Origin of the sequence: Stenotrophomonas sp. TWI587 (genome assembly GCF_039674145.1) — a bacterium.
Taxonomy (GTDB): domain Bacteria; phylum Pseudomonadota; class Gammaproteobacteria; order Xanthomonadales; family Xanthomonadaceae; genus Stenotrophomonas; species Stenotrophomonas maltophilia_AY.
Genome location: NZ_JBDJMW010000001.1, coordinates 263,441 through 289,422 on the forward strand (window position 1 = coordinate 263,441; position 25,982 = coordinate 289,422).

28 protein-coding genes and 1 other RNA gene are annotated in these 25,982 nt (G+C 66.3%); 18 read left to right on the forward strand and 11 right to left on the reverse strand.

Annotated elements, in window-relative coordinates; all coding sequences use genetic code 11:
- Window positions 1-8 precede the first annotated feature (8 nt).
- The 5 genes from ABE464_RS01285 to ABE464_RS01305 all read left to right on the forward strand — a co-directional run bounded on the left by ABE464_RS01285 (window position 9) and on the right by ABE464_RS01305 (window position 7,123).
- Window positions 9-1,226 (forward strand): efflux RND transporter periplasmic adaptor subunit, encoded by a 1,218-nt coding sequence (locus ABE464_RS01285; RefSeq protein WP_346470396.1) that lies wholly within the window; start codon window positions 9-11, stop codon window positions 1,224-1,226.
- Between the two features lie 106 nt (window positions 1,227-1,332).
- Window positions 1,333-4,503, forward strand: a complete 3,171-nt coding sequence (locus tag ABE464_RS01290; protein WP_346470397.1) for a multidrug efflux RND transporter permease subunit — start codon at window positions 1,333-1,335, stop codon at window positions 4,501-4,503.
- A 25-nt stretch (window positions 4,504-4,528) separates the two neighbouring features.
- Entirely contained in the window at window positions 4,529-5,266 is a 738-nt protein-coding gene (locus ABE464_RS01295) for an SDR family oxidoreductase (protein ID WP_121041922.1), read from the forward strand.
- The gene (locus ABE464_RS01300) at window positions 5,260-6,690 is read left to right on the forward strand and encodes an efflux transporter outer membrane subunit (protein ID WP_346470398.1); all 1,431 of its coding nucleotides are present in this window, start codon (window positions 5,260-5,262) and stop codon (window positions 6,688-6,690) included. Before ABE464_RS01295 ends, ABE464_RS01300 begins: the two co-directional genes overlap by 7 nt.
- 241 nt (window positions 6,691-6,931) lie before the next feature.
- On the forward strand, window positions 6,932-7,123 hold the full coding sequence (locus ABE464_RS01305; RefSeq protein ID WP_346470399.1) for a hypothetical protein: 192 nt from the start codon (window positions 6,932-6,934) through the stop codon (window positions 7,121-7,123).
- 19 nt (window positions 7,124-7,142) lie between these two features.
- Here ABE464_RS01305 and ABE464_RS01310 read toward each other — a convergent pair whose 3' ends face one another.
- The 3 genes from ABE464_RS01310 to ABE464_RS01320 form a co-directional block, all read right to left on the reverse strand.
- The gene (locus ABE464_RS01310; RefSeq protein WP_346470400.1) at window positions 7,143-8,015 is read right to left on the reverse strand and encodes an endonuclease/exonuclease/phosphatase family protein; all 873 of its coding nucleotides are present in this window, start codon (window positions 8,013-8,015) and stop codon (window positions 7,143-7,145) included.
- A gap of 98 nt (window positions 8,016-8,113) precedes the next feature.
- Window positions 8,114-8,782 (reverse strand): hypothetical protein, encoded by a 669-nt coding sequence (locus tag ABE464_RS01315; protein WP_346470401.1) that lies wholly within the window; start codon window positions 8,780-8,782, stop codon window positions 8,114-8,116.
- Window positions 8,783-8,837: 55 nt separating this feature from the next.
- Window positions 8,838-9,248, reverse strand: coding sequence for a g-type lysozyme inhibitor (locus ABE464_RS01320; RefSeq protein WP_346470402.1), 411 nt, complete (start codon window positions 9,246-9,248; stop codon window positions 8,838-8,840).
- 252 nt (window positions 9,249-9,500) lie between these two features.
- On the opposite strand from ABE464_RS01320, the gene ABE464_RS01325 reads away from it, so the two are divergent.
- On the forward strand, window positions 9,501-9,836 hold the full coding sequence (locus tag ABE464_RS01325; protein ID WP_346470403.1) for a hypothetical protein: 336 nt from the start codon (window positions 9,501-9,503) through the stop codon (window positions 9,834-9,836).
- A 4-nt stretch (window positions 9,837-9,840) separates the two neighbouring features.
- Here the strand turns inward: ABE464_RS01325 and ABE464_RS01330 are convergent, their stop codons facing one another.
- The gene (locus ABE464_RS01330) at window positions 9,841-10,110 is read right to left on the reverse strand and encodes a hypothetical protein (RefSeq protein WP_346470404.1); all 270 of its coding nucleotides are present in this window, start codon (window positions 10,108-10,110) and stop codon (window positions 9,841-9,843) included.
- Between the two features lie 220 nt (window positions 10,111-10,330).
- Between ABE464_RS01330 and ABE464_RS01335 the strand changes: the two genes are divergently transcribed.
- From ABE464_RS01335 to ABE464_RS01345, 3 genes are read left to right on the forward strand one after another with little or no spacing between them, the layout of a single operon-like run.
- Entirely contained in the window at window positions 10,331-11,836 is a 1,506-nt protein-coding gene (locus ABE464_RS01335) for an MFS transporter (RefSeq protein ID WP_346470405.1), read from the forward strand.
- Window positions 11,837-11,840: 4 nt separating this feature from the next.
- The gene (locus ABE464_RS01340) at window positions 11,841-12,392 is read left to right on the forward strand and encodes a TetR/AcrR family transcriptional regulator (protein WP_346470406.1); all 552 of its coding nucleotides are present in this window, start codon (window positions 11,841-11,843) and stop codon (window positions 12,390-12,392) included.
- Window positions 12,393-12,447: 55 nt separating this feature from the next.
- Window positions 12,448-12,759, forward strand: a complete 312-nt coding sequence (locus tag ABE464_RS01345) for a hypothetical protein (protein ID WP_346470407.1) — start codon at window positions 12,448-12,450, stop codon at window positions 12,757-12,759.
- A gap of 104 nt (window positions 12,760-12,863) precedes the next feature.
- Here the strand turns inward: ABE464_RS01345 and ssrA are convergent.
- The 4 genes from ssrA to smpB all read right to left on the reverse strand — a co-directional run bounded on the left by ssrA (window position 12,864) and on the right by smpB (window position 14,828).
- Window positions 12,864-13,266: a transfer-messenger RNA gene (gene ssrA, locus ABE464_RS01350) on the reverse strand.
- Window positions 13,267-13,373: 107 nt separating this feature from the next.
- Window positions 13,374-13,727: a hypothetical protein gene (locus ABE464_RS01355; protein ID WP_346470408.1), complete on the reverse strand. Its 354-nt coding sequence runs from the start codon at window positions 13,725-13,727 to the stop codon at window positions 13,374-13,376.
- 169 nt (window positions 13,728-13,896) lie between these two features.
- Window positions 13,897-14,325, reverse strand: a complete 429-nt coding sequence (locus ABE464_RS01360) for a GNAT family N-acetyltransferase (protein ID WP_346470409.1) — start codon at window positions 14,323-14,325, stop codon at window positions 13,897-13,899.
- Window positions 14,325-14,828 (reverse strand): SsrA-binding protein SmpB, encoded by a 504-nt coding sequence (gene smpB, locus ABE464_RS01365; protein WP_123729005.1) that lies wholly within the window; start codon window positions 14,826-14,828, stop codon window positions 14,325-14,327. Before smpB ends, ABE464_RS01360 begins: the two co-directional genes overlap by 1 nt.
- Before the next feature lie 57 nt (window positions 14,829-14,885).
- Here smpB and ABE464_RS01370 point away from each other — a divergent pair, with 57 nt between their 5' ends.
- Complete coding sequence (locus tag ABE464_RS01370; RefSeq protein WP_026069778.1) at window positions 14,886-15,314, forward strand: type II toxin-antitoxin system RatA family toxin; 429 nt, start codon at window positions 14,886-14,888, stop codon at window positions 15,312-15,314.
- Between the two features lie 3 nt (window positions 15,315-15,317).
- On the forward strand, window positions 15,318-15,578 hold the full coding sequence (locus ABE464_RS01375) for an RnfH family protein (RefSeq protein WP_346470410.1): 261 nt from the start codon (window positions 15,318-15,320) through the stop codon (window positions 15,576-15,578).
- Between the two features lie 16 nt (window positions 15,579-15,594).
- Here ABE464_RS01375 and bamE read toward each other — a convergent pair whose 3' ends face one another.
- Complete coding sequence (gene bamE, locus ABE464_RS01380; RefSeq protein WP_313218015.1) at window positions 15,595-15,987, reverse strand: outer membrane protein assembly factor BamE; 393 nt, start codon at window positions 15,985-15,987, stop codon at window positions 15,595-15,597.
- Between the two features lie 104 nt (window positions 15,988-16,091).
- On the opposite strand from bamE, the gene fur reads away from it, so the two are divergent.
- Window positions 16,092-16,499: a ferric iron uptake transcriptional regulator gene (gene fur, locus ABE464_RS01385; protein ID WP_070470227.1), complete on the forward strand. Its 408-nt coding sequence runs from the start codon at window positions 16,092-16,094 to the stop codon at window positions 16,497-16,499.
- A gap of 114 nt (window positions 16,500-16,613) precedes the next feature.
- On the opposite strand, the gene recN is transcribed toward fur, so the two are convergent.
- Window positions 16,614-18,275: a DNA repair protein RecN gene (gene recN, locus ABE464_RS01390; RefSeq protein ID WP_346470411.1), complete on the reverse strand. Its 1,662-nt coding sequence runs from the start codon at window positions 18,273-18,275 to the stop codon at window positions 16,614-16,616.
- A 125-nt stretch (window positions 18,276-18,400) separates the two neighbouring features.
- Here recN and hrcA point away from each other — a divergent pair, with 125 nt between their 5' ends.
- The 6 genes from hrcA (at window position 18,401) to ABE464_RS01420 (ending at window position 25,608) form a co-directional block, all read left to right on the forward strand.
- On the forward strand, window positions 18,401-19,468 hold the full coding sequence (gene hrcA, locus ABE464_RS01395; protein ID WP_088433152.1) for a heat-inducible transcriptional repressor HrcA: 1,068 nt from the start codon (window positions 18,401-18,403) through the stop codon (window positions 19,466-19,468).
- An 82-nt stretch (window positions 19,469-19,550) separates the two neighbouring features.
- Window positions 19,551-20,066 carry a nucleotide exchange factor GrpE gene (gene grpE, locus ABE464_RS01400; protein WP_176989744.1) on the forward strand — a complete coding sequence of 172 codons (516 nt, stop codon included), beginning with the start codon at window positions 19,551-19,553 and terminating at the stop codon, window positions 20,064-20,066.
- A 175-nt stretch (window positions 20,067-20,241) separates the two neighbouring features.
- Window positions 20,242-22,170, forward strand: a complete 1,929-nt coding sequence (gene dnaK, locus ABE464_RS01405; RefSeq protein WP_123729010.1) for a molecular chaperone DnaK — start codon at window positions 20,242-20,244, stop codon at window positions 22,168-22,170.
- 163 nt (window positions 22,171-22,333) lie between these two features.
- Window positions 22,334-23,470 (forward strand): molecular chaperone DnaJ, encoded by a 1,137-nt coding sequence (gene dnaJ / locus ABE464_RS01410; protein WP_346470412.1) that lies wholly within the window; start codon window positions 22,334-22,336, stop codon window positions 23,468-23,470.
- A gap of 120 nt (window positions 23,471-23,590) precedes the next feature.
- Entirely contained in the window at window positions 23,591-24,499 is a 909-nt protein-coding gene (gene pdxY / locus ABE464_RS01415) for a pyridoxal kinase (RefSeq protein ID WP_346470413.1), read from the forward strand.
- Window positions 24,496-25,608 (forward strand): prephenate dehydrogenase, encoded by a 1,113-nt coding sequence (locus ABE464_RS01420; protein ID WP_346470414.1) that lies wholly within the window; start codon window positions 24,496-24,498, stop codon window positions 25,606-25,608. Before pdxY ends, ABE464_RS01420 begins: the two co-directional genes overlap by 4 nt.
- 147 nt (window positions 25,609-25,755) lie before the next feature.
- Here the strand turns inward: ABE464_RS01420 and ABE464_RS01425 are convergent, their stop codons facing one another.
- Window positions 25,756-25,950 carry a hypothetical protein gene (locus tag ABE464_RS01425; protein WP_346470415.1) on the reverse strand — a complete coding sequence of 65 codons (195 nt, stop codon included), beginning with the start codon at window positions 25,948-25,950 and terminating at the stop codon, window positions 25,756-25,758.
- Window positions 25,951-25,982: the final 32 nt, after the last annotated feature.

Below are 25,982 nucleotides of genomic sequence, written 5' to 3' on the forward strand. Positions count from 1 at the left end.
TGCATGTCATGACTTCTTCCTCTTCCACCCCGCACCGTTTCACCCGACGGCTGGCCCTGGCCGGCGTGTCGATTCTTGCTGCCGCGGTGCTGACCGCCTGCAGCGGCAGCCACGCTGAAGAAGCCGGCATGCCGCCGCCGCCCTCGGTCAGTGCCGCCCCGGTCCTGGTCAAGCAGGTCAGCCAGTGGGACGACTTCAGCGGCCGCGTCGAAGCGGTCGAGAGCGTTGAACTGCGCCCGCGTGTCTCCGGCTACATCGACAAGGTCAACTATGTCGAAGGCCAGGAGGTCAAGAAGGGCGATGTGCTGTTCACCATCGACGCCCGCAGCTACCGCGCCGAGCTGGACCGCGCCACCGCCGAGCTCAACCGCGCCCGCACCCAGGCCCAGGTGAGCCGCAGCGAAGCCGACCGTGCCCGCCGCCTGTCCGACCAGCAGGCCATCTCCACCGAGACCTGGGAACAGCGCCGTGCGGTGTCCGAGCAGGCGCTCGCGCAGGTACAGGCCGCGCAGGCGGCGGTCGATGCGGCCCGCTTGAACATGGAGTTCACCCAGGTACGCGCACCGATCAACGGCCGTGCCGGCCGCGCGATGGTGACCGCTGGCAACCTGGTCACCGCCGGTGACAGCGCCAGCGTGCTGACCACGCTGGTCTCGCTGGACAAGGTGCATGTGTACTTCGATGCCGATGAAGGGACCTTCCTGCGTTACGCCCAGATGGCGCGCAAGGGTGAACGCCCCAGCGAGCGCGACAGCGAGCTGCCGGTGAAGGTCGGCCTGTCGGGTGAGGAGGGCTTCCCGCACGAAGGCAAGGTCGACTTCCTGGACAACCAGGTGACCCGCAGCACCGGCACCATCCGGGTCCGCGCGCTGCTGGACAATGCCGACCGCGCCTTCACCCCGGGCCTGTTCGCCCGCGTGCAGCTGCTCGGCAGTGGCCAGTTCCAGGCCATGCTGATCGATGAAAAGGCCGTGCTGACCGACCAGGACCGCAAGTTCGTCTACGTGGTCGACAAGGACAACAAGGCGCAGCGCCGCGACGTGCAGCTCGGCCGCAATGCCGATGGCCTGCGCATCGTGGAGCAGGGCCTGAAGGCCGGCGACCGCGTGATCATCGACGGCGTGCAGAAAGTCTTCATGCCCGGCATGCCGGTCCAGGCCAAGGCGGTTGCGATGCAGCCGGCCGACGGCACCGTTGCGCCGAAAGCCACCGCTGCTCTGAACTGATCTTCCCTCGCTGATGCCCCGTGCGGGGCTGCCCGTCTCCGCTGTCGTCCGCGACAGCGGCAGGGGTCCTGCATGCCGGTGTCGGCGAACACCCAGGAATCCACCCATGGACTTTTCCCGTTTTTTCATTGACAGGCCGATCTTCGCGGCGGTGCTGTCGATCGTGATCTTCGCCGCAGGCCTGATCGCGATTCCCATGCTGCCGATCAGCGAGTACCCCGAAGTGGTGCCGCCCTCGGTGGTGGTGCGCACGGTATACCCGGGCGCCAACCCCAAGGTGATCGCTGAAACCGTGGCCACGCCACTGGAAGAAGCGATCAACGGCGTGGAGGACATGATGTACATCAAGTCCGTCGCCGGCTCCGATGGCGTGCTGCAGATGACCGTGACCTTCCGCCCGGGCACCGATCCGGACGAGGCCGCGGTGAAGGTGCAGAACCGCGTCGCCCAGGCGCAGGCGCGCCTGCCCGAAGACGTGCGCCGCCAGGGTGTATCCACCCAGAAGCAGTCGCCCACCTTCCTGATGGTGGTCCACCTGACTTCGCCGGACGGCAAGTACGACTCGCTGTACCTGCGCAACTACGCCCGCCTGCACGTCAAGGATGCCCTGGCACGCCTGCAGGGCGTCGGTGATGCGCAGATGTTCGGTGGGGGCGACTACGCCATGCGTGCGTGGCTGGACCCGGACAAGGTTGCCGCGCGCGGCCTGACCGCCAGTGACGTGGTGCGCGCGATGCGCGAGCAGAACGTGCAGGTCTCGGCCGGCCAGCTCGGCGCAGAACCGATGCCGAGCAGCGACTTTCTGACCCTGATCAATGCCCAGGGCCGCCTGCGCAGCGAGCAGGAATTCCGCGACATCGTGCTCAAGGCCGGTGACGACGGTGAAGTGGTGCGCCTGTCCGATGTGGCCCGCCTGGAACTGGGCGCCGGCGACTACACGCTGCGCTCGCAGCTGGACGGCAAGAACGCGGTCGGTATCGGTATCTTCCAGGCCCCGGGCGCGAACGCACTGGAAATCCGCGACTCGGTCATCCACACCATGGATGAGCTGACCAAGCAGTTCCCGGCCGGCGTGAAGTACGAAGCGGTGTATGACACCACCATCTTCGTGCGCGACTCGGTCAAGGCCGTGGTCTCCACGTTGCTGGAAGCGATCGCGCTGGTGGTGCTGGTGGTGATCCTGTTCCTGCAGACCTGGCGCGCCTCGATCATTCCGTTGATCGCGGTGCCGGTGTCCATCGTGGGTACGTTCGCGGCGCTGTACGTGCTGGGCTTCTCGATCAACACGCTGACCCTGTTCGGGCTGGTGCTGGCGATCGGCATCGTGGTCGATGATGCGATCGTGGTGGTGGAGAACGTCGAGCGCAACATCGAAGAAGGCCTGACCCCGCTGGCCGCGGCCCACCAGGCAATGCGTGAAGTGTCAGGCCCGATCGTGGCGATCGCGCTGGTGCTGTGTGCGGTGTTCGTGCCGATGGCGTTCCTGTCGGGCGTGACCGGCGCGTTCTACAAGCAGTTCGCCGTCACCATCGCCATCTCGACCGTCATCTCAGCGATCAACTCGCTGACCCTTTCGCCGGCCCTGGCCGCGCGCCTGCTCAAGCCGCACGGCGCGCCGAAGGATGGCCTGACCCGCCTGATCGATCGTCTGTTCGGCTGGATCTTCCGTCCGTTCAACCGCTTCTTCAAGACCAGCTCGGAGAAGTACCACGGCACGGTCGGCCGTCTGCTGGGCCGTCGTGGCCTGGTGTTCGTGGTCTACGCCGGCCTGCTGCTGGCCACCGGCCTGATGTTCAAGGCGGTACCGGCCGGCTTCATCCCGACCCAGGACAAGCTGTACCTGATCGCGGGTGTGAAGCTGCCGGAAGGCTCTTCGATCGCACGCACCGACGCCATGCTGGCCAAGGTCGCCGAGATCGCGCGCAATACCGATGGCGTCGCGCACACGATCCAGTTCCCGGGTCTGAACGCACTGCAGTTCACCAACACGCCTAATACCGGTGTGGCCTTCGTTCCGCTCAAGCCGTTCAGTGAGCGGAAGGGGCGGACCGCCGCGCAGATCAATGCCGAGATCAACGCCAAGATCGCCGGGCTGCAGGAGGGCTTCGCGTTCTCCATGATGCCGCCGCCGATCCTCGGCCTGGGCAACGGCAACGGCTACCAGATGTTCATCCAGGACCGTGGAAATCTCGGCTACGGCGCACTGCAGACCGCGGTGAGCACGATGCAGGGGGCGGTCGCGCAGACGCCGGGCATGGCGTTCCCGATCACCAGCTACCAGGCCAACGTGCCGCAGCTGGACGCCGAAGTTGACCGCGTCAAGGCCAAGGCCCAGGGCGTGGAACTGACCGAGTTGTTCGACACGCTGCAGACCTACCTGGGCTCGTCGTACGTGAACGACTTCAACCAGTTCGGGCGTACCTGGCAGGTGATCGCCCAGGCCGACGGCCAGTTCCGTGACAGCGTGGAAGACATCGGGCGCCTGCGTACCCGCAACAACCGTGGCGAGATGGTGCCGATCGGCTCGATGGTGACCGTGAAGGAAACCTACGGTCCTGACCCGGTGCTGCGCTTCAACGGCTACCCGGCGGCCGATCTGGCCGGCGAAGCCGACCCGCGCATGCTGTCCTCGGCCGAAGCCATGGCCAAGTTGACCGAGATCGCCGGGCAGGTGCTGCCGGTGGGCATGCAGACCGAGTGGACCGACCTGAGCTACCAGCAGGCCACGCAGGGCAAGGCCGCCTTCATCGTGTTCCCGGTAGCGATCCTGCTGGCGTTCCTGGTGCTGGCTGCGCTGTATGAAAGCTGGTCGCTGCCGCTGGCGGTGATCCTGATTGTCCCCATGACCCTGCTGTCTGCGTTGTTCGGCGTATGGATGACGGGCGGTGACAACAACGTGTTCGTACAGGTCGGCCTGGTGGTGCTGATGGGCCTGGCGTGCAAGAACGCGATCCTGATCGTGGAGTTCGCCCGAGAACTGGAGATGGGCGGCAAGGGCATCGTGGAGGCTGCACTGGAAGCGTGCCGCCTGCGTCTGCGCCCGATCGTGATGACCTCCATCGCGTTCATCGCCGGCACCATCCCGCTGGTGATCTCGCATGGCGCCGGTGCGGAAGTCCGCTCGGTGACCGGTATCACGGTGTTCGCCGGCATGCTGGGCGTCACCCTGTTCGGCCTGTTCCTGACCCCGGTGTTCTACGTGGCCCTGCGCAAGTTCGTCAGCCGTAATGGCGGCGGGCAGCTGGTGACCCACGGCGAACCGACCATCCACCACTGATTCCTTCCCCCGCGAGGTTTTTCCTATGAATACCGCTACCCAAAAGATCGCCCTGGTCACCGGTGCCACCCGCGGCATCGGCCTGGAAACCGTCCGTCAGCTGGCCCAGGCCGGCGTGCATACGCTGTTGGCCGGGCGCAAGCGCGACGTCGCCGTGGCCGAGGCGCTCAAACTGCAGGCCGAGGGCCTGCCGGTCGAGGCGATCCAGCTCGACGTGGGCGATGCTGCCAGCATCGCCGCCGCCGTGCAGACCGTGACCGAGCGTCACGGCCGCCTGGACATCCTGGTCAACAACGCCGGCATTCTGCTCGACGACATCAAGCTGGCCCCCTCTGCGCAGACCCTGCAGACCTGGCGCGATACGTTCGACACCAACGTGTTTGCGGTGATCGCCGTCACCCAGGCGTTCCTGCCGCTGCTCAACGCCTCGCCGGCCGGCCGCATCGTCAACGTCTCCAGCATCCTGGGCTCGCTGACCCTGCACAGCCAGCCGGGCTCGCCGATCTACGGCTTCGCGGTGCCGGCCTACAACGCCTCCAAGAGCGCGGTGAATGCCTGGACCGTGCAGCTGGCCTATGAGCTGCGCGAGAGCACCACCAAGGTCAATACCGTGCACCCGGGCTACGTCAAAACCGACATGAACGGTGGCGAGGGCGAGATCGAGATCAGCGAAGGCGCGCGTTCCAGCGTGGGCATGGCACTGATCGATGCCGATGGCCCGAACGGCAGCTTCACCTACCTCGGCGAGGTGCTGCCATGGTGATCCGCCTGTTGACCGTGGCCGTGACCAGCGCGCTGCTGGCCGGCTGCGTCAGCGTCGGCCCCAACTACCAGGCGCCGCCGGCCGAGCCGGTGACCCTGCAGGGCGCCGCCGCGCCGGTGTTCACCACCACCTCGCCGGTGGCGAGCTGGTGGGCCCAGTTCGACGATCCGGTGTTGGAGCAGCTGGTGCATGAAGCACTGGGCACCAACCTGGACCTGCGCATCGCGATGTCGCGCGTGCGCGAGGCCCGCGCGGTGTTCGTCGAGCAGCGCCTGGACCAGTTGCCGCACGTCACCAGCGGCGGCAGCTACGACCGTCGCAAGCAGCCGGATGCAACGGTGGGTGGCGAGCGTGTCTTCAGCGAGAGTTACCAGCTGGGCTTCGATGCCGGCTGGGAACTGGATCTGTTCGGTCGCCAGCGCCGTGCCGCCGAAGCAGCGCGCGCGGACTTGGGCGCCGAGCAGGACAATCTTGCCGATGCCCAGGTCACCGTCGCCGCCGAAGTGGCCCGCAACTACTTCGAGCTGCGCGGTACCCAGAAGCGCATCGCGGTGGCCAAGCGCACCCTGGTCAATCTGCGCGACACCCAGAAGCTCACCGAAACCCGGTGGGAACTGGGTGCCGGCAGCGAGCTGGACGTGCAGAGCAGCCGTGCGCGGCTGAAGGCGATCGAGGCCGACATCCCGCTGCTGGAAGTGGCCGAAGTGCAGTCACGGCATCGCCTGGCGGTGCTGCTGGGCCAGCGCCCGGATGCACTGGACAGCCTGCTGCAGCCGCGTGATATGCGGCCGTATGCCAAGGCCTTGCCATTGGGTGACACCACCGATCTGCTGCGTCAGCGCGCCGATGTGCGCGTGGCCGAGCGTCGGCTGGCAGCGGCGACCGCGCGCGTCGGGGTGGCCACGGCCGATCTGTTCCCGCGGATCAGTCTGAGCGGTTTCGTCGGTTTCCTGTCCGGCGATGCCAGTGGCCTGGTCAACGGCAGCAACAAGGCGTGGTCGGTGACCCCGTCGATCAGCTGGGCCGCGTTCGATTTCGGCACCGTGAAGGCCCGTCTGCGCGCAAGCAAGGCGCAGGCCGACGGTGCTGCGGCCGAGTACGAGAAAGCGGTGCTGCTGGCGCTGGAAGACACCGAGAACGCACTGACGCGCTACGCCAAGCAGCAGGCACGCCTGGCGATCGTCGCCGAGCAGGCCCAGGCGGCAGGCCGCGCAGAGGAACTGGCGCAGATCCGTTTCCGCGAGGGTTCGGAGGATTTCCTGACGCTGCTGGATGCCCAGCGGACGCAGCTCGCTGCGGATGACGCACTGGCCGAGGCCGAATCCACGGTCAACGTCAGTGTGGTGGGGGTGTACAAGGCCTTGGGTGGCTGGGGCCAACAGCAGGATGCAGCCAAGGTGCCGGTGGCGGTCATGCAACGCTGACCGCCGCGTGGGTCTCGGGGCGGCGACGGCGCCGTCCCGGGGAAGGAATGAGCAACAGCCGTCACTTCCGCTGCGCAGTGCGTCGCGGTTGACGGCTTTGCCTCTGCACGGTGTCTGCGCACGGTGCTAAAAGCGTGGGTCGTTTTCTGGAGTGGCCCGCATGCAACCCAATCAGTGGCGTCCTGTCCGCGCGCGTTTGAACGAGCAGGGGCCAGGGTCCGGCGCGGGGCTTTCCCGCGGCGTGATCGCCCTGCTGGTCGTAGCGATCCTCGCAGTGCTCATGGGATTCTGTTGCCTCACCGAAGGCCTGTTCGAAATCGGCTTGATCGCCACCGGTGTGTTCATCGCCATCGGCGCGCGGATCTGCCAGGCGCGCGAGCAGCATCAGGCGCTGTACCGGCTGCTGCAGCAGATCGATGAGCGGCAGCCGTGACCGCCCATCGTTGGTCTTCTTACTTGCCTGTGGCCGCGGACGCCGGGAACCGCAGCTCGGCCTGCACCGGATAATGATCCGAGGGCAGCACGCCACCAGGCTTCTGTTCCAGCGTGCTGAAGCTGTCCACGCTGAAGCCGCGCACCAGGATCCAGTCCAGCTCCACGGTGGGCTTGCCGGTGAAGTCATGGAAGGTCAGGCGCGGGCCGTCGACCTTGCCGGCGAGTTTGCGAGCATCGCCCAACGCAGCGGTGAATGCCTTGTAGGTGTCACTGCCGGGCTCACTGTTGAAATCGCCGGTGACCACGACCGGGATGTCCTTGGGCAGTGCGGCCAGCCGCGAGACGATCAGCTTCGCGCCGAGTACGCGGCGCGGCTCATCCTCATCGCGGTAGGGCAGGTGGGTATTGAACAGGTAAAAACGCTGGCCGTCGGCCTGACGCTGGAACAGTGCCCAGGTCACCATGCGCGGGAACAGGTTGCCCCAGGTGATGCTGCCCGGGACATCCGGCGTATCGGACAGCCAGAAGTCGCCTGACTCGATCACCTTCAGGCGCGTGTTGTCGTACAGCACGCCCATGTGTTCATCGCCGTTGCCGCCGCGGCGGTCCCTGCCGAACAGGGTATAGCCGGGCAGGTGCGAGACCAGATAGTCGCCCTGTTTCTTGACCAGCTCCTGGGTGCCGATCACCTCGGGCTTCTGTTCGCGGATCAGCGTGACCATCGCATCGCGGCGGTCCTCCCAGCGCTTGCCCGGGTCGGTATCGGCCGGCGTGCGTACGTTGAACGACATCACCTTCAATGCACCTGGTGCCTGCGCCCAGGCGCTGCCCAGCGGGGCGGCGAACATCATCAGGGCCAGCAGCGCCGGCCGGTGGAAACGAGACAGCATGTGGAATCCCTCCATTCCATGAAAACGTTCCGGAAGGTTCGCACGGAAGGGCGCGGAAAGGATATGCGGGACATGGCGGTTGATCGGCAGTGGCGCCCTCAGTTGGAGAGCAGGATCACGCCGATCGTCATGTTGATCGCCGCGCCGAGTACCAGCACCCACAGGGTCGAGAGGAGGGTGTTGAGCCATGAGCGCTGCAGCGCGACCTTCAGCCACCCGGCCTGCACCACGGCATACCAGAGCGCGGCGAGCACGCCGACCGCGATGCCCAGTGTGGTCGACAACTGGCCCGGCAGCCGCACGAACACCATGCTGGTGGACAGCGCCACCGCGAACGGCGCGGTCAGATAGCACTGCATGAAGAACGGCCTGCGCAGCGACTCGCGTGTCATCGGCACGTGCTTGCGCCGCAGCAGGTGCGTGGTGGTGACCAGCGGCCAGATCGCGAAGGTGATCGAGCGATACAGCAGCAGGCTCTCTTCATTGCCGAAGACCGAGCGCGACAGTGCCCCGGTCCCGACCACCTGCTGGTGCAGCATCAGCTCCACCCCGTGCGCGACCAGCACCGCCAGCATCAGAAACATCGGCGGGCTGATCGCATCGTCGAACTGGCGGTCCAGCTTCTGCGTCAGTTCGGTGTTGACGTACTGGGCCATCCGCCGCGGATGGACGATAACGCGATACAGCGTGCGCGGAAAAAACAGGAACCAGGTACACAGCTCGTAGAGGAACTCTTCCAGCGACCGCAGCAGTTTGAGGAAGTCCATCCCGGGTCCTTGCGAAGGAGGAAGCCGACGATGCCGAGAATACCCGGTGCAGGACTCAGCGGATGGCCACCGTCACGCTGTGCGGTGCCTTCTCGTTACGGCGTGCCTGCGCCCGCATCTGGTAGACCTGCACCACGTAGGTGCCGGTGTTCGGCAGGGTCCCGCTCCAGCGGCGCTTTTCGTCATTGCTGCCCAGCGCCTCACCCTCCCCGGGCACCACGCCGGGCGCGAAGACGTTGAAGTTGGCATTCGGGCTGCCGTCGATCGTCACCGCCATGGTCTGGCCCGCACGCGCGGCAACCGTGTATCGAACCGTCTCATAGCCGGACAACGTGCCGCGCAACGTGGCGCTGCTGGCGCCCTTGGTGAAGTGCACAGGGGTTGTGGTGACCTTGTCCGCCGCGCTGGCCAGCACCGGTGTGAGCGCAAGAAGGGAGGTCAGCAACATCGAGCGGAGCGGCAGCATGGCGTTTCCTCGTGAGCCCGGACGTGGGCATGTCAGCGCGAGCATGATCCGGCCAGGATAAAGACGCTGTCGAGACGCATGCGTGCGATGACGGCACCCGCATGAAGGCCCCCCACCAGAGCGAACAGGAAGCAGAAGACCCGTCTGTAGGCGCCGTGGCCCGGCCGCGCTGGCCATGTGTTTCGCATTTCACAGGCCCGCACCACTGGGCGGCCACCGGCACCGCACCCGGTTACCGGCTACCATGCGCCCATGAGCATTCCCTCCCCCGACAGCAGCGTGCCACGCCTGCTGGGTTTCGACGTTCCGACGCTGCGCACCAGTGTCGATCACGGCGCGGACGAAGCGATCGTGGCCATGCTCGATGTCGCACCCGATGCACGCTGGTTGAAACTGTTCGGCGAGCGCGTCGCCGCCCTCAAGGGTGAACTCGGGCTGGCCGGCGTCGAACTGGAGGGCACGTCCATTCTGTTCTTCGGCTCCATCGCCGACAGCCGCCGCCTGGCGACCGCCATTTCCGCACTGATCAACGCGATCAACATGGAAGTGGCCGGCCATACCGATCCGTTCCAGCCCACCGCCTCGTAGCGGCTCAGGAATCGATACGACACCCGCGCAGCAGCGTGGTGTCACTCAGGCCCGGATCCGCCACGCGGTACGGGGCAGGGCAGGTGCCGCGGATCTCGGTCACCCACATCACCATCATGCCGACAATGCGATTCGCATCACCGGGCCATTGCGCGACGAGCCGATCATGGATGCCGTCGTACACCGCCCAGCGCTCCGCTGCTGACATACCGCCTGCCCAGCACCGCGCCAGCTCGGCATGCGCCAACCGAAAAGCCTCTTTCTGTCCGTCCATAGCATTCCCCCAACACAGTCCCTATCGGGAAGGCGCCTGCCTGCCCGGGTGAGCCCCCTGCAATGATGTAAACGTCGTTGGGCGGGCGCACCGGCCACGGCGCGGTGTGTCGTGCGCATCAAACACCCCCGCTGCAGACTGAACGCGGCCAGCTTCCTGTCGTTAAAACTAAACAGGATAGTCTGTATAGTTACGATCCCGTCGCCCCCTCCGATCCGACATGACCCCCACCAAGACCCAGCGTTGGAGCCTGCTGCTCACCGTTGCCGCCGGCCTGCTGCTGATCACCCTGGACAACTCGGTGCTCTATACCGCCTTGCCCACCCTGACCAAAGAGCTGGGCGCAACCCCGCTGCAGGGCCTGTGGATCATCAACGCCTACCCGCTGGTGATGGCCGGCCTGTTGTTGGGTGCCGGCACCTTGGGCGACCGGCTGGGGCACCGCCGCATGTTTCTGATCGGCCTGGTGATCTTCGGCATTGCCTCGCTGCTGGCCGCGTTCGCGCCGGATGCCAATCTGCTGATCGCCGCCCGTGCGCTGTTGGCCGTGGGTGCGGCGGCGATGATGCCCGCCACGCTGGCGCTGATCAGCCTGACCTTCGAGGACGAACGCGAGCGCAACCTGGCCATCGCCGTGTGGGGCTGCATTTCCATCATCGGCGCGGCCCTCGGTCCGATCGTCGGCGGCGTGCTGCTGGCCCACTTCTGGTGGGGCGCGGTGTTCCTGATCAATGTCCCGATCGTGCTGCTCGCCATTCTCGGGGCAGTGCTGTTCGCGCCGCACGGCACGCCCGATGCGAGCAAGCCATGGGATCTGATCTCCTCGCTGCTCAGCCTGATCGCCTTGTCCGGGCTGGTCGTCGCGATCAAGGAGGTCGCGCATGCACCGCCGAACTGGCCGCTGGCCGGCGGGGCCGCGCTGATCTTCGTTGTCGGTCTGGTGCTGTTCCTGCGCCGCCAGCGCCGCCTGCCGTATCCGATGCTCGACGTGGCCATCTTCCGCAACGCGCCGTTCCTGGCCGGCGTGCTCTCTGCGGCGTTCGCGATGTTCGCCATCGCCGGGCTGCAGTTGCTGACCACCCAGCGCTTCCAGCTGGTCGCCGACTACACCCCGTTGCAGGCTGGCCTGCTGGTGTCCGTGGTGGCGATCGGGTGCCTGCCCAGCGCCATTTTTGGGGGCATGTTCCTGCACCGCGTCGGGCTGTTGCCGCTGATCACCGGCGGGCTGGGCGTGGGCACTGCCGGTGTGGTGCTGGTCGCGGCCACCTTCGGCGGCCACCTTGGCTGGACCCTTGCCGGGCTGCTGCTGACCGGGCTGGGCATGGGCGCCACCATCTCCGTGGCCTCCACCGCGATCATCGGCAACGTGCCCCCGCACCGCGCCGGCATGGCGTCGTCGGTGGAGGAGGTGTCCTATGAATTCGGCAACCTGTTCGCGGTCTCCCTGCTGGGCAGCCTGATCGCCGCGCTGTACTCGGCCACCGTGACGCTGCCGGACGGCGTGGACCCGGCCGCAGGCGAGAGCATCCAGCAGGCACTCGCCCTGGCCGCACAACCGGGCGGCGATGCCGGCTGGCTGGCGGCAGCCAGCACCGCGTACGACGCCAGCTACGTTTGGGTACTGTATGTGATCGCCGGGGTGCTGCTGGTCGGCACCGTCACCACCGGCGTGCTGCTGCGCCGCCATGGCCCCGGCACGGCCACCACCGCCTCCCACGCCCACTGATCCCATGCGCCCGAGCAACCGAACCAACATCCTTGATGCCGCCGTCCGCGTGATCGAACGCGACGGCATCACCGCACTGACCTTTGAAGCGGTGGCCACCGAATCCGGCATCGCCCGGGGCGGGCTGCTGTACCACTTTCCCTCGCGCGATGCGCTGCTGCAGGGCATCCACCAGCACCTGGCCGGCGTGTGGGAGGCGAGCCTGATCCAGATGGCGGGCAAGCCCGCCGAAGCCGCCGATGCAACCGAGCGCTACCAGGCGTACGCATTGACCTGCGTGCAGACCGCCACCCGCGCCGAGTTGCAGCTGATGTTCGACGCGGCGGCGACCGACGAGAACGTGCAGCCCTGGTCCACCGTCGCCGAGCGCTGGTCGCCGCCCACCCCGCACGACCTGAGCGACCCGGCCGCGCTGGACCTGTTCATCGCCAAGCTCGCCGCCGATGGCATGTGGGTGTTCGAAGCGCTGTCGCGCTCGCGCCTGCCGCCAGAGGTAGGGGAGGCCATCGCCGACCGGCTGGCGCAGATGATCGCTGCCGCCTCAAAGACAGCGTGATGCCCGCCATGCGGGTACCCTTGGCGGTTCACTTCTTAAACGACGGGAACGCCTGATGGATTACCAGCTTGTGATCAAGTTCTGGCGAAAGTCTCTGGACGACGAGGCCTTTCTGACCACGCTGGAGGCCGAGCTGACCACCGCGCTCGGCAAAGCCGCCACGCTGGACGGCTACGACGTCAGCACGAAAGAGATCAACCTCTTCATGTTCACCGCGGATCCGCGCCCGACGTTCCGGAAGACCAAGGATGTGCTGGAGGCGATGGGCGTGCTGCACAGCGTGTCTGCGGCATATCGGCTGGTGGGCGGTGCGCAGTTCACTTCGGTGTGGCCGCTGCGGATGGCGCGGAAGTTTACGTTGCCGTGAGGGGCTGAGCGCCTTTCTTGCTGACGGAAGACGGGCACAAAAAAGGCCGGGACCTTCGATTTCTCTAGGGTTCCAGCCTTTGATGCACCGTCGAAACGGCTAATTGGTGGAGGTGGGCGGAATTGAACCGCCGTCCGAAGGCACTCCATCCCCGGTACTACATGCTTAGCTCACCGTTGAATCTCATCCTGTGGCAGCACGGTGTGCAAAGCGCACCCCAGGACCAGCCTGCTTTAGTTAAGTCGTGACTGACAGGCAGCCATCACAACCGGTTCCGTGATAATGACCCTACATCTACGAGCACGGGCACAAGTAGGTTCGGGGGTTCGCCTAAGGCGGCTGTAGAACTAAACGCTAAAGCTGTTTTTAGGCAGCGATTGCGAAGTCGTTCGAACCGTAGTTGTCGTCGTTGGCAACTAAAAGTTTGCTGCTGGATTAACGAGGAAAGCTGCCCCCTCGGCATGCACCAAGTAACTTCACAACCCCCGTCGAAACCAATGCACCCCCGGTTTCTTCAAGAACCGCACTTCATCCGGAAAACAGCACCGGAACTCTACTTGACGGAGTGGATGCTACTCCAATCCAGCTGAACAGTCACCTTGGCCCTCTGCGCCTTACTTCTGCAGCTGGCGGCGGCTGTCAGCCTTGTGGCGGGCCTTTTCCTTCTTCAGGCGGTTGTGCTCGTTGCGCACGGTCATCGCCTGCTTCTTGGCCTGCGGCTCAACCCGGGCCATCAGCGATTCCACCTGGGCCACCAGGCGGCGGTGCTCCAGGCTGTCGTAGCTCTGGGTCTCCGAGGCCGCGCGCTTGGCGTTGCGGATCAGGTAGGTCAGCACCTTGAGCAGCGCGGCCGGGTCCATGGCGCGGGCGAGTTCGTCAAAGATGAACTCCAGCGCCGCCACGTCGGCGCGCAGGGTGGTCAGTTCGTCCGCCGCCTGTGCGGGTGCCGGGGTAGTTTCAAGAGTCACGCGCGGATCCTTTCCGTATCAATGCGGGGATTCTGACAGCTGTGCGGGGTTGGCGGGGAAAGATCGTTTCCGTGCGGGGGCCGCGGGGGGCAGGCGAGGCGGACGTCGCGCCAGTAAGGCCGCCTGCCGATGGTGCCGGGGCGCAGCACTGGCGGCTGTCAGGCAGGGGCTACAGCCGCTTGCGCAGATACGCCCGGTGATGGCCAGGCGGAAAATCCTGCAGCCAGCCGAACACTTCATAGCCCTGCTTGAGGTAGAAGCCCTCGGCCTGCCAGGAGAAGGTATCCAGCGTCACGGCGTGCGCGCCGAGCGCGCGGGCCTGCTGCTCGGCCTCGGCCAGCAGGGCCTGGCCCAATCCTTCGCCGCGGCGGGTGTCATCCACCCACAGCGCATGCACCATCAGCCAGCCGCCACAGACGTCAGCGGCGATCCCGGCCACGACCTGGCCGGCGGCATCGTGGATCACCCGGTTGACCGGCTGGTCATCCAGCGCATCGCCACTGGCGGCCTGGTTGAAGGACAGCAGACCGGCGAACACCGCGCGGGTGTCCTCGGCGCTGGCGGGCTGGATAACCGGTGCGGGCGACACCGGGGTCATCAGGCGTCGCGGTTGTGCCGGCGCATGGTGCGCGACTTCTCGCGCGCCCAGTCGCGGTCCTTCTCGGCATCGCGCTTGTCGTGGGTCTGCTTGCCCTTGGCCAGCGCGATCTCGAGCTTGATGTTGTTCTTGCTCCAGTACATCGCGGTGGGCACGATCGTGTAGCCATCGCGCTGCACCTTGCCGATCAGCTTGTCGATCTCGCTGCGATGTAGGAGCAGCTTCCGCTCGCGACGGTCGTTGGCCACCATGTGGGAGGAGGCCTGGATCAACGGGGTGATCTGCGCGCCGATCAGGAAGATCTCGCCATCGCGCACGTAGGCGTAGGCATCGATGATGTTGCCGCGCCCGGCGCGGATCGACTTGACCTCCCAGCCCTGCAGGGCCAGGCCGGCTTCGAAGCGATCCTCGATGTGGTACTCGTGACGGGCACGCTTGTTGAGCGCGATGGTTTTGTTGGCCGTCGCGCCCTTTGCTTTATCCTTGCCGCTGTTCTTGCTCATTTCCCTATTGTCTCCGATTCGGGCACGCCCGGTCGATTCATCCGACATCTGTATCGCATGCCAACTATCCGCCGTAGTGCCCTGGTCGAACATTCGGCTGCCCGTATGTTCGACCTGGTCAATGATATTGACGCTTATCCGCGCCGCTTCCGCTGGTGTTCGGCCTCGCAGATCCTGGAGTCCGGCCCGGACCGACTGGTCGCGCGCCTGGATCTGGGCTTCGGGTCGTTCTCGACCTGGTTCATGACCGAGAACACGCTGCAGCGCCCGCACAGCATTGATATGCAGCTCAAGGACGGGCCGTTCAAGCGCCTGCACGGGCGCTGGGAGTTCCATGCGCTGGCCGAGGACGCCTGCAAGGTCACCCTGACGCTGGAGTTCGAGCCGACCTCACGCCTGCTCGGTCCGGCCTTGGCGCTGGGCTTCCAGGGGCTGGCCGACCGCATGGTGAATGATTTCGTCCGCGTCGCCGACGCCCAGGACTGAGCCGTGATCACGGTCGAGGTGGTACTGGCCTGGCCCGATCGGGCAGATACCCGGCCTTTGACCCTGCCCGAAGGGGCCACAGTCGCCGATGCCATCGAAGCGGCGGCCATCGATGGCGGCGCGCAATGCCCGGCCGTGGCCGTGCATGGGCTGCTGGCCAAGCCGGATCAGATGTTGCGCGAGGGCGACCGGGTCGAGCTGCTGCGTCCGCTGCTGGCCGACCCGAAAGACAACCGCCGCCGGCGCGCACGCGCCGGCAGCTGAGTGAAGAAGGCAGGCCTCAGCGGCCGCGCTTCTTCTTGTCCTTGGGCAGGTTGCGGCCGAACTGGCGCAGCGTGCTGCGGGCCAGCTGGGCGTCGTCGCTGGCGAAGTACTCGCCGTCCCAACGGGTGACCGCGTCGTTTTCGAAGTAGACGGTGAAGTTCTTCACTTCCGTCTTGCCCACGCGGTTCACGCGCTGGCTGGCGGTGTAGTCCCAGCGCTGGGCGTGGAACGGGTCCGCGATGGAGGGCGTACCAAGCAGGGCACCAACCTGCTGCTTGCTCTGGCCCACCTGCAGCTGACCGACGGCCTGCTCCCGGATCAGGTTGCCCTGATAGATGGGTTGCTTGTAAATGATGCCGCAGCCCGTGGTGGACAGGGCAACGGCGGCGACCAGCAGGAGATTGCGCATCGGGGAATGGCGTTTGGGGAAATCGAGTCGATGATACACTCCTGACGTGTCGCCGCGACCCAATCCGAGGCAGCTGGCGCTAAATCGCCAATGAACGGAGAACTATGGAAACCCACGACCTGCGCAAAGTTGGCCTCAAGGTGACCCATCCGCGTATGCGGATCCTGGCGCTGCTCGAGCAGCGCAATGCCAGCCACCACATGACCGCCGAAGATATCTACCGCCAGCTCCTGGAGCACGGTGATGAGATCGGCCTGGCCACGGTGTACCGGGTGCTGACCCAGTTCGAGGCCGCCGGCCTGGTGCTGAAGCACAACTTCGAGGGCGGGCAGGCCGTCTACGAGCTGGACCGCGGTGGTCACCACGACCACATGGTCGATGTGGACAGCGGCAAGATCATCGAGTTCGAAAGCCACGAGATCGAGGAGCTGCAGCGCAAGATCGCGGCCGACCACGGCTATGAGCTGGAAGAGCACTCACTGGTGCTCTACGTCCGCAAGAAGCGTCGGTAACGGCCCGCTGGCCGTCCGGACGCGATCAAAAAAACCCGGGCGTGCCCGGGGTTTTTATTTGTGGGGTGAGGCGCCGGTTCGGGCGGGGCGCCGGCCAGCGGCCGGCACTACCTGTCAGACCTGCAGCAGCTTGCGCGCCGCGGCCCGGGCTTCCTTGCTGACTTCCACGCCGCCCAGCATCCGGGCGAGCTCTTCCTCGCGGGCCTTGGTGTCGAGCTTCTCGACCGCGCTCTGGGTCATGCCGTCCACCGGGGCCTTGCTGACCCGGTAGTGGGCGTGGCCCTTGGAGGCGACCTGCGGCAGATGGGTGACGCACAGCACCTGACGCTTCTCGCCCAAGGCGCGCAGCTTCTGCCCGACGATGTCGGCCACGGCGCCGCCGATGCCCGAATCGACTTCGTCGAAGACCATGGTCGGCACCGCATCCAGGCCCAGCGCGGCGACTTCGATCGCCAGCGAGATACGCGACAGTTCACCGCCCGAGGCGACCTTGCGCAGGGCGCGCGGCGGCTGGCCGGCGTTGGCGGCGACCAGGAACTCGACCCGCTCGGCCCCGTTCGGGTCCGGTTTGACCACGGTCTGTGGCTCGATATCGATCAGGAACTGACCGCCGCCCATGCCCAGCTCGCCGATCAGTGTGGTAGTGGTGTCCGAGAGCGCCTTGGCGGCTTTCCGGCGGCTGGCGCTGAGCACCTCGGCCACGGTCTTCCACTGGCCGGCGGCACGGTCGATCTCGCCGGCCAGGGCCTGCAGGCGCTCGTCGGCACCGCGCAGCTGCTCCACTTCGGCCTCCATGGCGTCGCGGTGCTCGCCCAGCCCTTCCATCGGCACGCGGTGCTTGCGCGCGAGGTCATGCAGGCGGCCCAGGCGGCGTTCGATGTCCTCGAACTGTTCCGGGTCGGCATCCAGGTCGTCATGGATGCGGTCCAGCAGGGACAGTGCTTCGTCCAGCTGGATGGCGGCGCTGTCGAGCAGGGCATCGACGTCCCCGAGCCGGCTGTCGTGTTCGGCCACGCGGGCCAGGTCATGGCGTGTCTGCTGCAGCAGCTGCAGGACCGAGACCTCGTCGTCGCCATTGAGGCGGCTGACCGCCACGTCGCAGGCGCCGATCAGCGCGCTGGCGTGGGCCTGGCGGCGGTGGCTGCTGCCCAGAGTGGCGATCGAGGCCGGGTCCAGATCCTCGCGCTTGAGCTCGCTGAGCTGGTGTTCCAGGTAGCCGATCCGGTCGCTCACGTCGCCTTGGCGCGAGAGCGCCTCGGCTTCATCGACCAGCGCTTGCCAGCGTGCCGCGGTCTGGCGGACCTGGGCGCGCTCGGCGTCGTTGCGGGCGAAGGCGTCCAGCAGCGAGAGCTGCGAGGGGCGTGAGAGCAGGGCCTGCTGTTCGTGCTGCCCGTGGATTTCGACCAGCATGCTGGCCAGCTCGGTCAGCTGGGTCAGCGTCACCGGGCGGCCGTTGATGAAGGCGCGCGAGCCACCGTCGGCGCGGATCACCCGTCGCAACTGGCACTGTTCTTCGTCGTCCAGCTCGTTGTCGCGCAGCCACTGGCGGGCCGGGGCGTCGGCCAGCGGCGCGAATTCGGCCGAGAGCTCGGCGCGTGCGGCACCGTGGCGGACCACGCCGCTGTCGGCGCGCAGCCCGGACAAAAAGCCCAGCGCGTCCACCATCAGCGACTTGCCCGCGCCGGTTTCACCTGAGACCACGGTCATGCCGGCGCCGAATTCCAGCTCGGTGGCGCGGACGACCGCGAAATCCTTGATCGATAGATGTCTAAGCATGGTCTACGTTGTACACGAGGGGCGTCTCCAAGCCGCGCAAGCTAGCATGGGCGGGGGGCGTCTCCAATGACTTGCCAACGCCCCGTGCAGCCATTATCTAAGTGGGCGTCTCACAGGCTGATTCCATGCATCCTTCCGCGTCCCATCTCGCCCCGCGCGCCCGCCATCTGCTGCGGACGCTGATCGCGCGCCACATCCAGGATGGCGAACCGGTCGGCTCGCAGACGCTTGCCCGCCATGCCGGCCTGGATGTCAGCCCGGCCACGATCCGCAACATCCTGGGCGATCTGGAAGACCTGGGGCTGCTCAGCTCGCCGCATACCTCCGCCGGCCGGGTGCCGACCGCGCACGGCTACCGGGTGTTCGTGGACAGCCTGGTCAAGATGCAGCCGCCGGGCGAGGGCGAGCTCAGCCGCCTGCGCACCGAGCTGGCCACCGGCACCGGCACCCAGGCCCTGCTCGGCAGCGCCTCGGAGCTGCTCTCGGCGATGAGCCATTTCGTGGGGGTGGTCAGTGCCCCGCGCCGGGAGCAGTTCGCGTTCCGGCATATCGATTTCGTGGCGCTGGACGCGCGCCGGGTGCTGGCGATCCTGGTGTTTGCCGACAACGAGGTCCAGAACCGGGTGATCGAGCCGCGCCGCGGGTTCAACCCCGGGGAGCTGGAGCAGGTCGCCAACTACCTCAATGCGAACTGCGCCGGGCGACCGCTGGCCGAGATCCGGGCCCGGCTGCTGCTGGAGCTGCGCGATGCGCAGTCGGAAATGGAGCAGCTGCTGGCGCACAGCATCGAACTGGCCGAGCAGGCGATGGTGCCGCCGGCCGATGACATGGTGCTGGCCGGGCAGACCCGGCTGATGGGCGTGCAGGACCTGTCCGATCTGGAGCGGCTGCGCGAGCTTTTTGATGTGTTCGCCAGCAAGCGCGAGATCCTGCAGCTGCTCGAACGCACCATCCAGGCCCCGGGGGTGCGCATCTTCATCGGCGAGGAGACCGGGGTGATGCCGCTGGAGAGCGTCTCGCTGGTCACCGCGCCGTACTCGGCCGATGGCCAGGTGCTGGGCGTGCTGGGGGTGATTGGCCCCAAGCGGATGGCCTATGACCGGATGATCCCGCTGGTGGAGGCCACCGCCCAGGTGCTGGGGGCCGCGCTGGGGTCCCCCGCTGGCGGCGGATTGTCCCGCGATCGCGCATAAAGCGGGCCTGGACTCTTGAATCCCGTAGCCGCGCCCACATAGGGGTGGGTGGAGGCGGAGAGTCACCGCCAAGGATCCGGAAATGAACCAAGATCAGTCAGATATCGCATCCCAGAATCCCGCCGGTGAGCCGGCCGCGGAGCCGTCCCTGCAGCAGCAGCTGGACAGCCTGCACAACGAGCTGGCCTTGCTGCGTTCGGAGTCGCTGCGCGAGCGCGCCGACCTGGACAACCAGCGCAAGCGCGTTGCCCGCGACGTGGAACAGGCGCGCCGCTTCGCCAATGAAAAGCTGCTCGGCGAGCTGCTGCCGGTGTTCGACAGCCTCGACGCTGGCCTCAACGCCGCCGGCAGTGAGCCGAGCCCGCTGCGCGAAGGTCTCGAGCTGACCTACAAGCAGCTGCTCAAGGTCGCCGCCGACAATGGCCTGACCCTGCTCGACCCGACCGGCCAGACCTTCAATCCGGACCACCACCAGGCCATCAGCCAGGTCGACGCGCCCGGCGCGGCGCCCGGCAGCGTGGTCCAGGTGTTCCAGAAGGGCTACCTGCTCAACGACCGCCTGCTGCGGCCGGCGCTGGTCGTGGTGGCCCGCGACTGATCGACGGGTTGCTCAGCCGGGCATGGCCCGGCGCGTCGACCGGACGCTGAACGCGTTGGGTCGCCATCGGACACTGTGTTTGATGGACGGCTTGAAAGTGTTCGCAGCGTCCCACACATCCCATTCATAACCCGGCAGCTGCCGGATGCACCCAGAACTTTCAGGAGTCTCCCTCATGGGCAAGATCATTGGTATCGACCTCGGCACCACCAACTCGTGTGTGGCGATCATGGACGGCGGCAAGGCCCGCGTCATCGAAAACGCGGAAGGCGATCGCACCACGCCCTCCATCGTCGCCTACACCAAGGACGGCGAAGTCCTGGTCGGCGCCTCGGCCAAGCGCCAGGCCGTGACCAACCCCAAGAACACCTTCTACGCCGTCAAGCGCCTGATCGGCCGCAAGTTCACCGACGCTGAAGTCCAGAAGGACATCGCGCACGTGCCGTACGGCATCCTGGCCCATGACAATGGCGATGCCTGGGTGCAGACCAGCGACGGCAAGAAGATGGCCCCGCAGGAAATCTCCGCCCGCGTGCTGGAGAAGATGAAGAAGACCGCCGAAGCGTTCCTGGGTGAGACCGTCACCGAGGCTGTGATCACCGTGCCGGCCTACTTCAACGACAGCCAGCGCCAGGCCACCAAGGACGCAGGCCGCATCGCCGGTCTGGAAGTCAAGCGCATCATCAACGAGCCGACCGCTGCTGCCCTGGCCTATGGCCTGGACAAGGGTGACGGCCGTGACCGCAAGATCGTTGTGTACGATCTGGGCGGCGGCACCTTCGACGTGTCGATCATCGAGATCGCCAACGTCGACGGTGAGAAGCAGTTCGAAGTGCTGGCCACCAACGGTGACACCTTCCTGGGCGGCGAAGATTTCGACAACCGCGTCATCGAGTACCTCGTCGATGAGTTCAACAAGGACCAGGGCATCGACCTGCGCAAGGATCCGCTCGCCCTGCAGCGCCTGAAGGACGCCGCCGAGCGCGCCAAGATCGAGCTGTCCACCAGCCAGCAGACCGAAGTGAACCTGCCGTACGTCACCGCTGACGCGTCGGGCCCGAAGCACCTGAACATCAAGCTGACCCGCGCCAAGCTGGAAGCGCTGGTGGAAGACCTGATCAAGAAGTCGATCGAGCCGTGCCGCATCGCGCTGAACGATGCCGGCCTGCGTTCGAGCGACATCGGTGAAGTGATCCTGGTCGGCGGTCAGACCCGTATGCCGAAGGTGCAGCAGGCCGTGACCGAGTTCTTCGGCAAGGAACCGCGCAAGGACGTCAACCCGGACGAAGCCGTGGCACTGGGTGCTGCGATCCAGGGCGGCGTGCTGGGCGGCGACGTCAAGGACGTGCTGCTGCTGGACGTGACCCCGCTGTCGCTGGGCATCGAGACCCTGGGTGGCGTGTTCACCAAGATCATCGAGAAGAACACCACCATCCCGACCAAGGCCTCGCAGGTGTTCTCCACCGCCGAGGACAACCAGTCGGCCGTGACCGTGCACGTGCTGCAGGGTGAGCGCGAGCAGGCCCGCTTCAACAAGTCGCTGGCCAAGTTCGACCTGTCCGGCATCGAGCCGTCGCCGCGCGGTCTGCCGCAGGTGGAAGTGTCCTTCGACATCGATGCCAACGGCATCCTGCACGTGTCGGCCAAGGACAAGAAGACCAACAAGGAACAGAAGGTCGAGATCAAGGCCGGTTCGGGTCTGTCCGAGGACGAGATCGCACGCATGGTCGCCGACGCGGAAGCCAACCGCGAAGAAGACAAGAAGTTCCATGAGCTGGTCCAGGCCCGCAACCAGGCTGACGCGCTGATCCACGGTACCCGTACCGCGATCACCGAGCACGGCAGCAAGGTCGGTGGCGACGTGATCGGCAAGGTGGAGTCGGCCCTGGCCGATCTGGAAACCGCGATGAAGAGCGACGACAAGGCACAGATCGAAGCCAAGTCGAAGGTGCTGGAAGAAGCCGGCCAGGCCCTGTTCGCGGCCTCCGCGGCGGCCGAGCAGGGCGGCGCGGCACCGGGTCCGGATGCCGGTGGCAATAGCGGCGCGCACGACGATGTGGTCGACGCCGAGTTCACCGAAGTCAAGGACGACAAGAAGTCCTGATCCGGACACGGCACGGGACGTTGCGCAGGCAGCGTCCCGTTGTCATATCCCCTTCTGGTCCTGACAGCCGTATCCCGGCCTGTCGGGGCGCCCGGCGAAAGAGCGGACCTGGTGCCGCTCTTCCGCTTTGACGAATCCCGACTTCCGGAACCCGATTCAAGCTATGAGCAAGCGCGATTATTACGAAGTGCTGAGCGTGTCCCGCACCGCCAGCGATGAAGAACTGAAGAAGGCCTATCGCCGTTGCGCGATGAAATACCATCCGGACCGCAATCCGGGTGACAACGAGGCCGAGGCTGCGTTCAAGGAATGCAAGGAAGCCTACGAAACCCTGTCCGACGGCAACAAGCGCCGTATGTACGATGCTCACGGCCATGCGGCATTCGAGCACGGCATGGGCGGCGGTGGCGGTGGTCCGGGCGGCCCGGACATGGGCGATATCTTCGGTGACATCTTCGGCAACATCTTCGGCGGTGGCGCCGGCGGTGGTGGCCCGCGCCAAGCCCGTCGCGGTGCCGATATCGGCTACGTGATGGAGCTGGACCTGGAAGAAGCGGTGATGGGCGTGGAGCGCCGCATCGAGATTCCGAGTCTGGTCGAGTGTGATGACTGCAATGCCAGCGGTTCGGAAGATGGCAAGGTCGAGACCTGCTCGGTCTGCCGTGGCCAGGGCCAGGTGCGCATCCAGCGCGGCATCTTCGCGATGCAGCAGGCCTGCCACCACTGCAACGGCCGTGGCCAGATCATCCAGAACCCCTGCAAGACCTGTCACGGCAATGGCCGTGTCGAGGAAGACAAAGTGTTGTCGGTCAAGGTGCCTGCGGGCGTCGACACCGGCGACCGCATCCGTCTGTCCGGTGAAGGCGAGGCCGGTCCGGCCGGCACCCCGGCGGGCGATCTGTACGTGGAAGTGCGCGTGCGCGAACACGCGATCTTCCAGCGCGACGGCGACGACCTGCACTGCGAAGTGCCGATCCGCATCTCGCAGGCGGCACTGGGCGACACCGTCCGTGTGGCCACGCTGGGCGGTTACGCCGAAATCCGCATCCCGGCCGAGACCCAGACCGGCAAGCTGTTCCGGATGCGCGGCAAGGGCGTGCGTTCGGTGCGCAGCCGCAGCGAAGGCGACCTTTACTGCCGCGTGGTGGTGGAGACCCCGGTCAATCTCACCCCGGAGCAGCGCAAGCTGCTGGAACAGTTCGAGACCACCTTCACCGGTGAGGAAGCGCGCAAGCACTCGCCGAAGTCGGCGACCTTCATCGATGGCGTGAAGGGCTTCTGGGACCGGATGACGTCGTAAGCGTCACGGGTTCCTGTGAACTACTGAAGGCCCCCTGGAAACAGGGGGCTTTTTTGTGCGCGGACCACCGCTCGACCCACCTTCCGCGCCTGGAGAGACTCGCAGGCGTAAAATGTCGGCATGAACGAATCCCTCGAAAGCCACCTGGTCCACGGCCGCCGCCAGCGCCCGGACGGTCCGTCGCCGGTCGACGTCATCTCGGTGCAGTCGCAGCTGGTGTACGGCTATGCCGGCAACAGCGCGGCGGTGCCGCCGCTGCGCGCGCTGGGCGTGCGCGTGGCCGAAATCCCCACCACGCTGCTCAGCAATGCGCCGTTCTACGAGACCACGCGCGGCCGCGTGCTGCCCTCGGACTGGTTCGCCGATCTGCTGCTCGGCGCGGGTGAGCGCGGCCTGCCACAGCGGGCGCGGATGCTGGTGTCCGGCTATTTCGGCAGCGTCGGCAACGGGGCGGCCTTCGCCGATTGGCTCGATGCGGTCCTGCCGTCCTCGCCGCAGCTGCGTTACTGCCTGGACCCGGTGATCGGCGACACCCACACCGGCCCTTATGTCGAGCCGGGCCTGGAAAAAGTCTTCGCCGAGCGTTTGTTGCCGCATGCCTGGCTGGTCACGCCGAATGCCTTTGAACTCGGCCGCCTGACCGGCATGCCCAGCCTGGCCCAGGATGATGCAATCGCTGCCTCTCAGGCGCTGCTGGCGCGCGGGCCGGAGTGGGTGCTGGCGCACAGCGTCGGTGGCGATCCGGGCCAGCTGGTCACGCTGGCGGTCAGCCGTGATGCCATCTGGCGCTGGTCCTCGCCGCATCTGCCGGTGGACGTGGCGGGCACGGGCGACGTGCTGATGTCGCTGCTGGTCGCCTTCCTGCTGCGTGGGGAATCCTTCGAACAGGCGATCTCGCGCGCCATCGCCGGCGTGCACGTCGCGCTGGAGACAACCTTGGCCAACGGGCATGAGGAGTTCGATGTACTGGCCGCAGCGCCGGCGGCACTGGCACTGCCGGATCGCTTCGTCGCCGAGCGCCTGGCGTGAGTCTGAAACCGGTGGTCGGCATCGTCGGCAGCGACGGTGCGTATGGGCGCTGGCTGCGCCGCTTCCTGGAGCAACGCCTCGGCCTGGACGTGATCGGCCATGACCCGGCCGACGCAGCGTCGGACAGCCCGGAAACACTTCTCGAGCGCGCCGAGGTGTTGATCTTCTCCGCACCGATCCGGCACACGTCTGCGTTGATCGCCGAGTACGTTGCGCGCTCGGCCGGTCGCGAAGCCGGCCGCCTGTGGCTGGATGTCACCTCGGTCAAATCGGCCCCGGTGGAGGCGATGCTTGCCTCGCAGGCGGAGGTGGTGGGTCTGCATCCGATGACAGCCCCGCCCAAGGCGCCGACGCTGAAGGGCAGGGTGATGGTGGTCTGCGAGGCGCGTCTGTCGCGGTGGCAGCCGTTCGTGCAGCAGCTGTGCGGGGCACTGGAAGCGGAATGCGTACGTGCCACGCCCGAGCACCATGACCAGGTCATGGCGCTGGTGCAGGCGATGGTGCATGCCACGCATCTGGCCCAGGCCGGTGTGCTGCGCGAATACGCGCCGCTCCTCGGCGCCTTGCCGGCACTGATGCCGTACCGCTCGGCCTCGTTCGAGCTGGACACCGCGATCATCGCGCGCATCCTCTCGCTCAATCCGGCGATCTACGAAGACATCCAGTTCGGCAACCCGCATGTGGCGCCGATGCTGGATCGCCTGTTGGCGCAGTTGCAGCAGTTGCGGGCACAGCTGGAGCGGGGCGATGACGCGGCGCGCGCCGCCTTCCGTCAGCAGTTGCTGCTGGACAACCGTGACAGCATGGGCGCGCAGGTGCTGGCCGACGGCAATTACACCTTCGAACGGGTCGGCTACCTGCTGGCCGATCTGACCGAGCGCAACGCGATCAGCGTGCATCTGCCCGAAGACCGGCCCGGTTCACTGCGCGAGTTGTTGCATGTGTTCGAGCGGCACGGGGTCAGCCTGGCCTCGATCCATTCCTCGCGGACGCCGGCCGGCGAGGTGCACTTCCGGGTGGGATTCGTGGTCGGCAGCGATGCCCTCGCACTGCAGGCGGCGGCGATCGAGATTGATGCCTCCGGTATCGGCCGCGTTCTGTTGCGCTGACACGGTGCGCTGCAGCATTCATCCACAGGGGGTGTGGATGATCTGCGCACAAACATGTGGATAAGTACGTACGCGCCTTACGGTAAAAGGCTGTCAAGATGCTTGGTCAAAAATTGACCAACATCCGCGTAACTTTTTTTCAACGCCTCAGGTGACGAGAGTAAGCTCGCCCCCTGCCGTGCGGAATTCCCGTCCGTCGCGGATCAAGTGGCGGCCATCGGCCAGCTCATAGCGCGCACTCTGGCCGTTGCCTGCAGAGGCATCGGCCTGCTCATCCTTGAATTCGATGATGACGTAATCGTCGCCGTTGGCGTCGGTGGCGGGGAACTGTCGGAACGACATGAAACACCTCCTGCAGCGCATCGAGTGAGGGC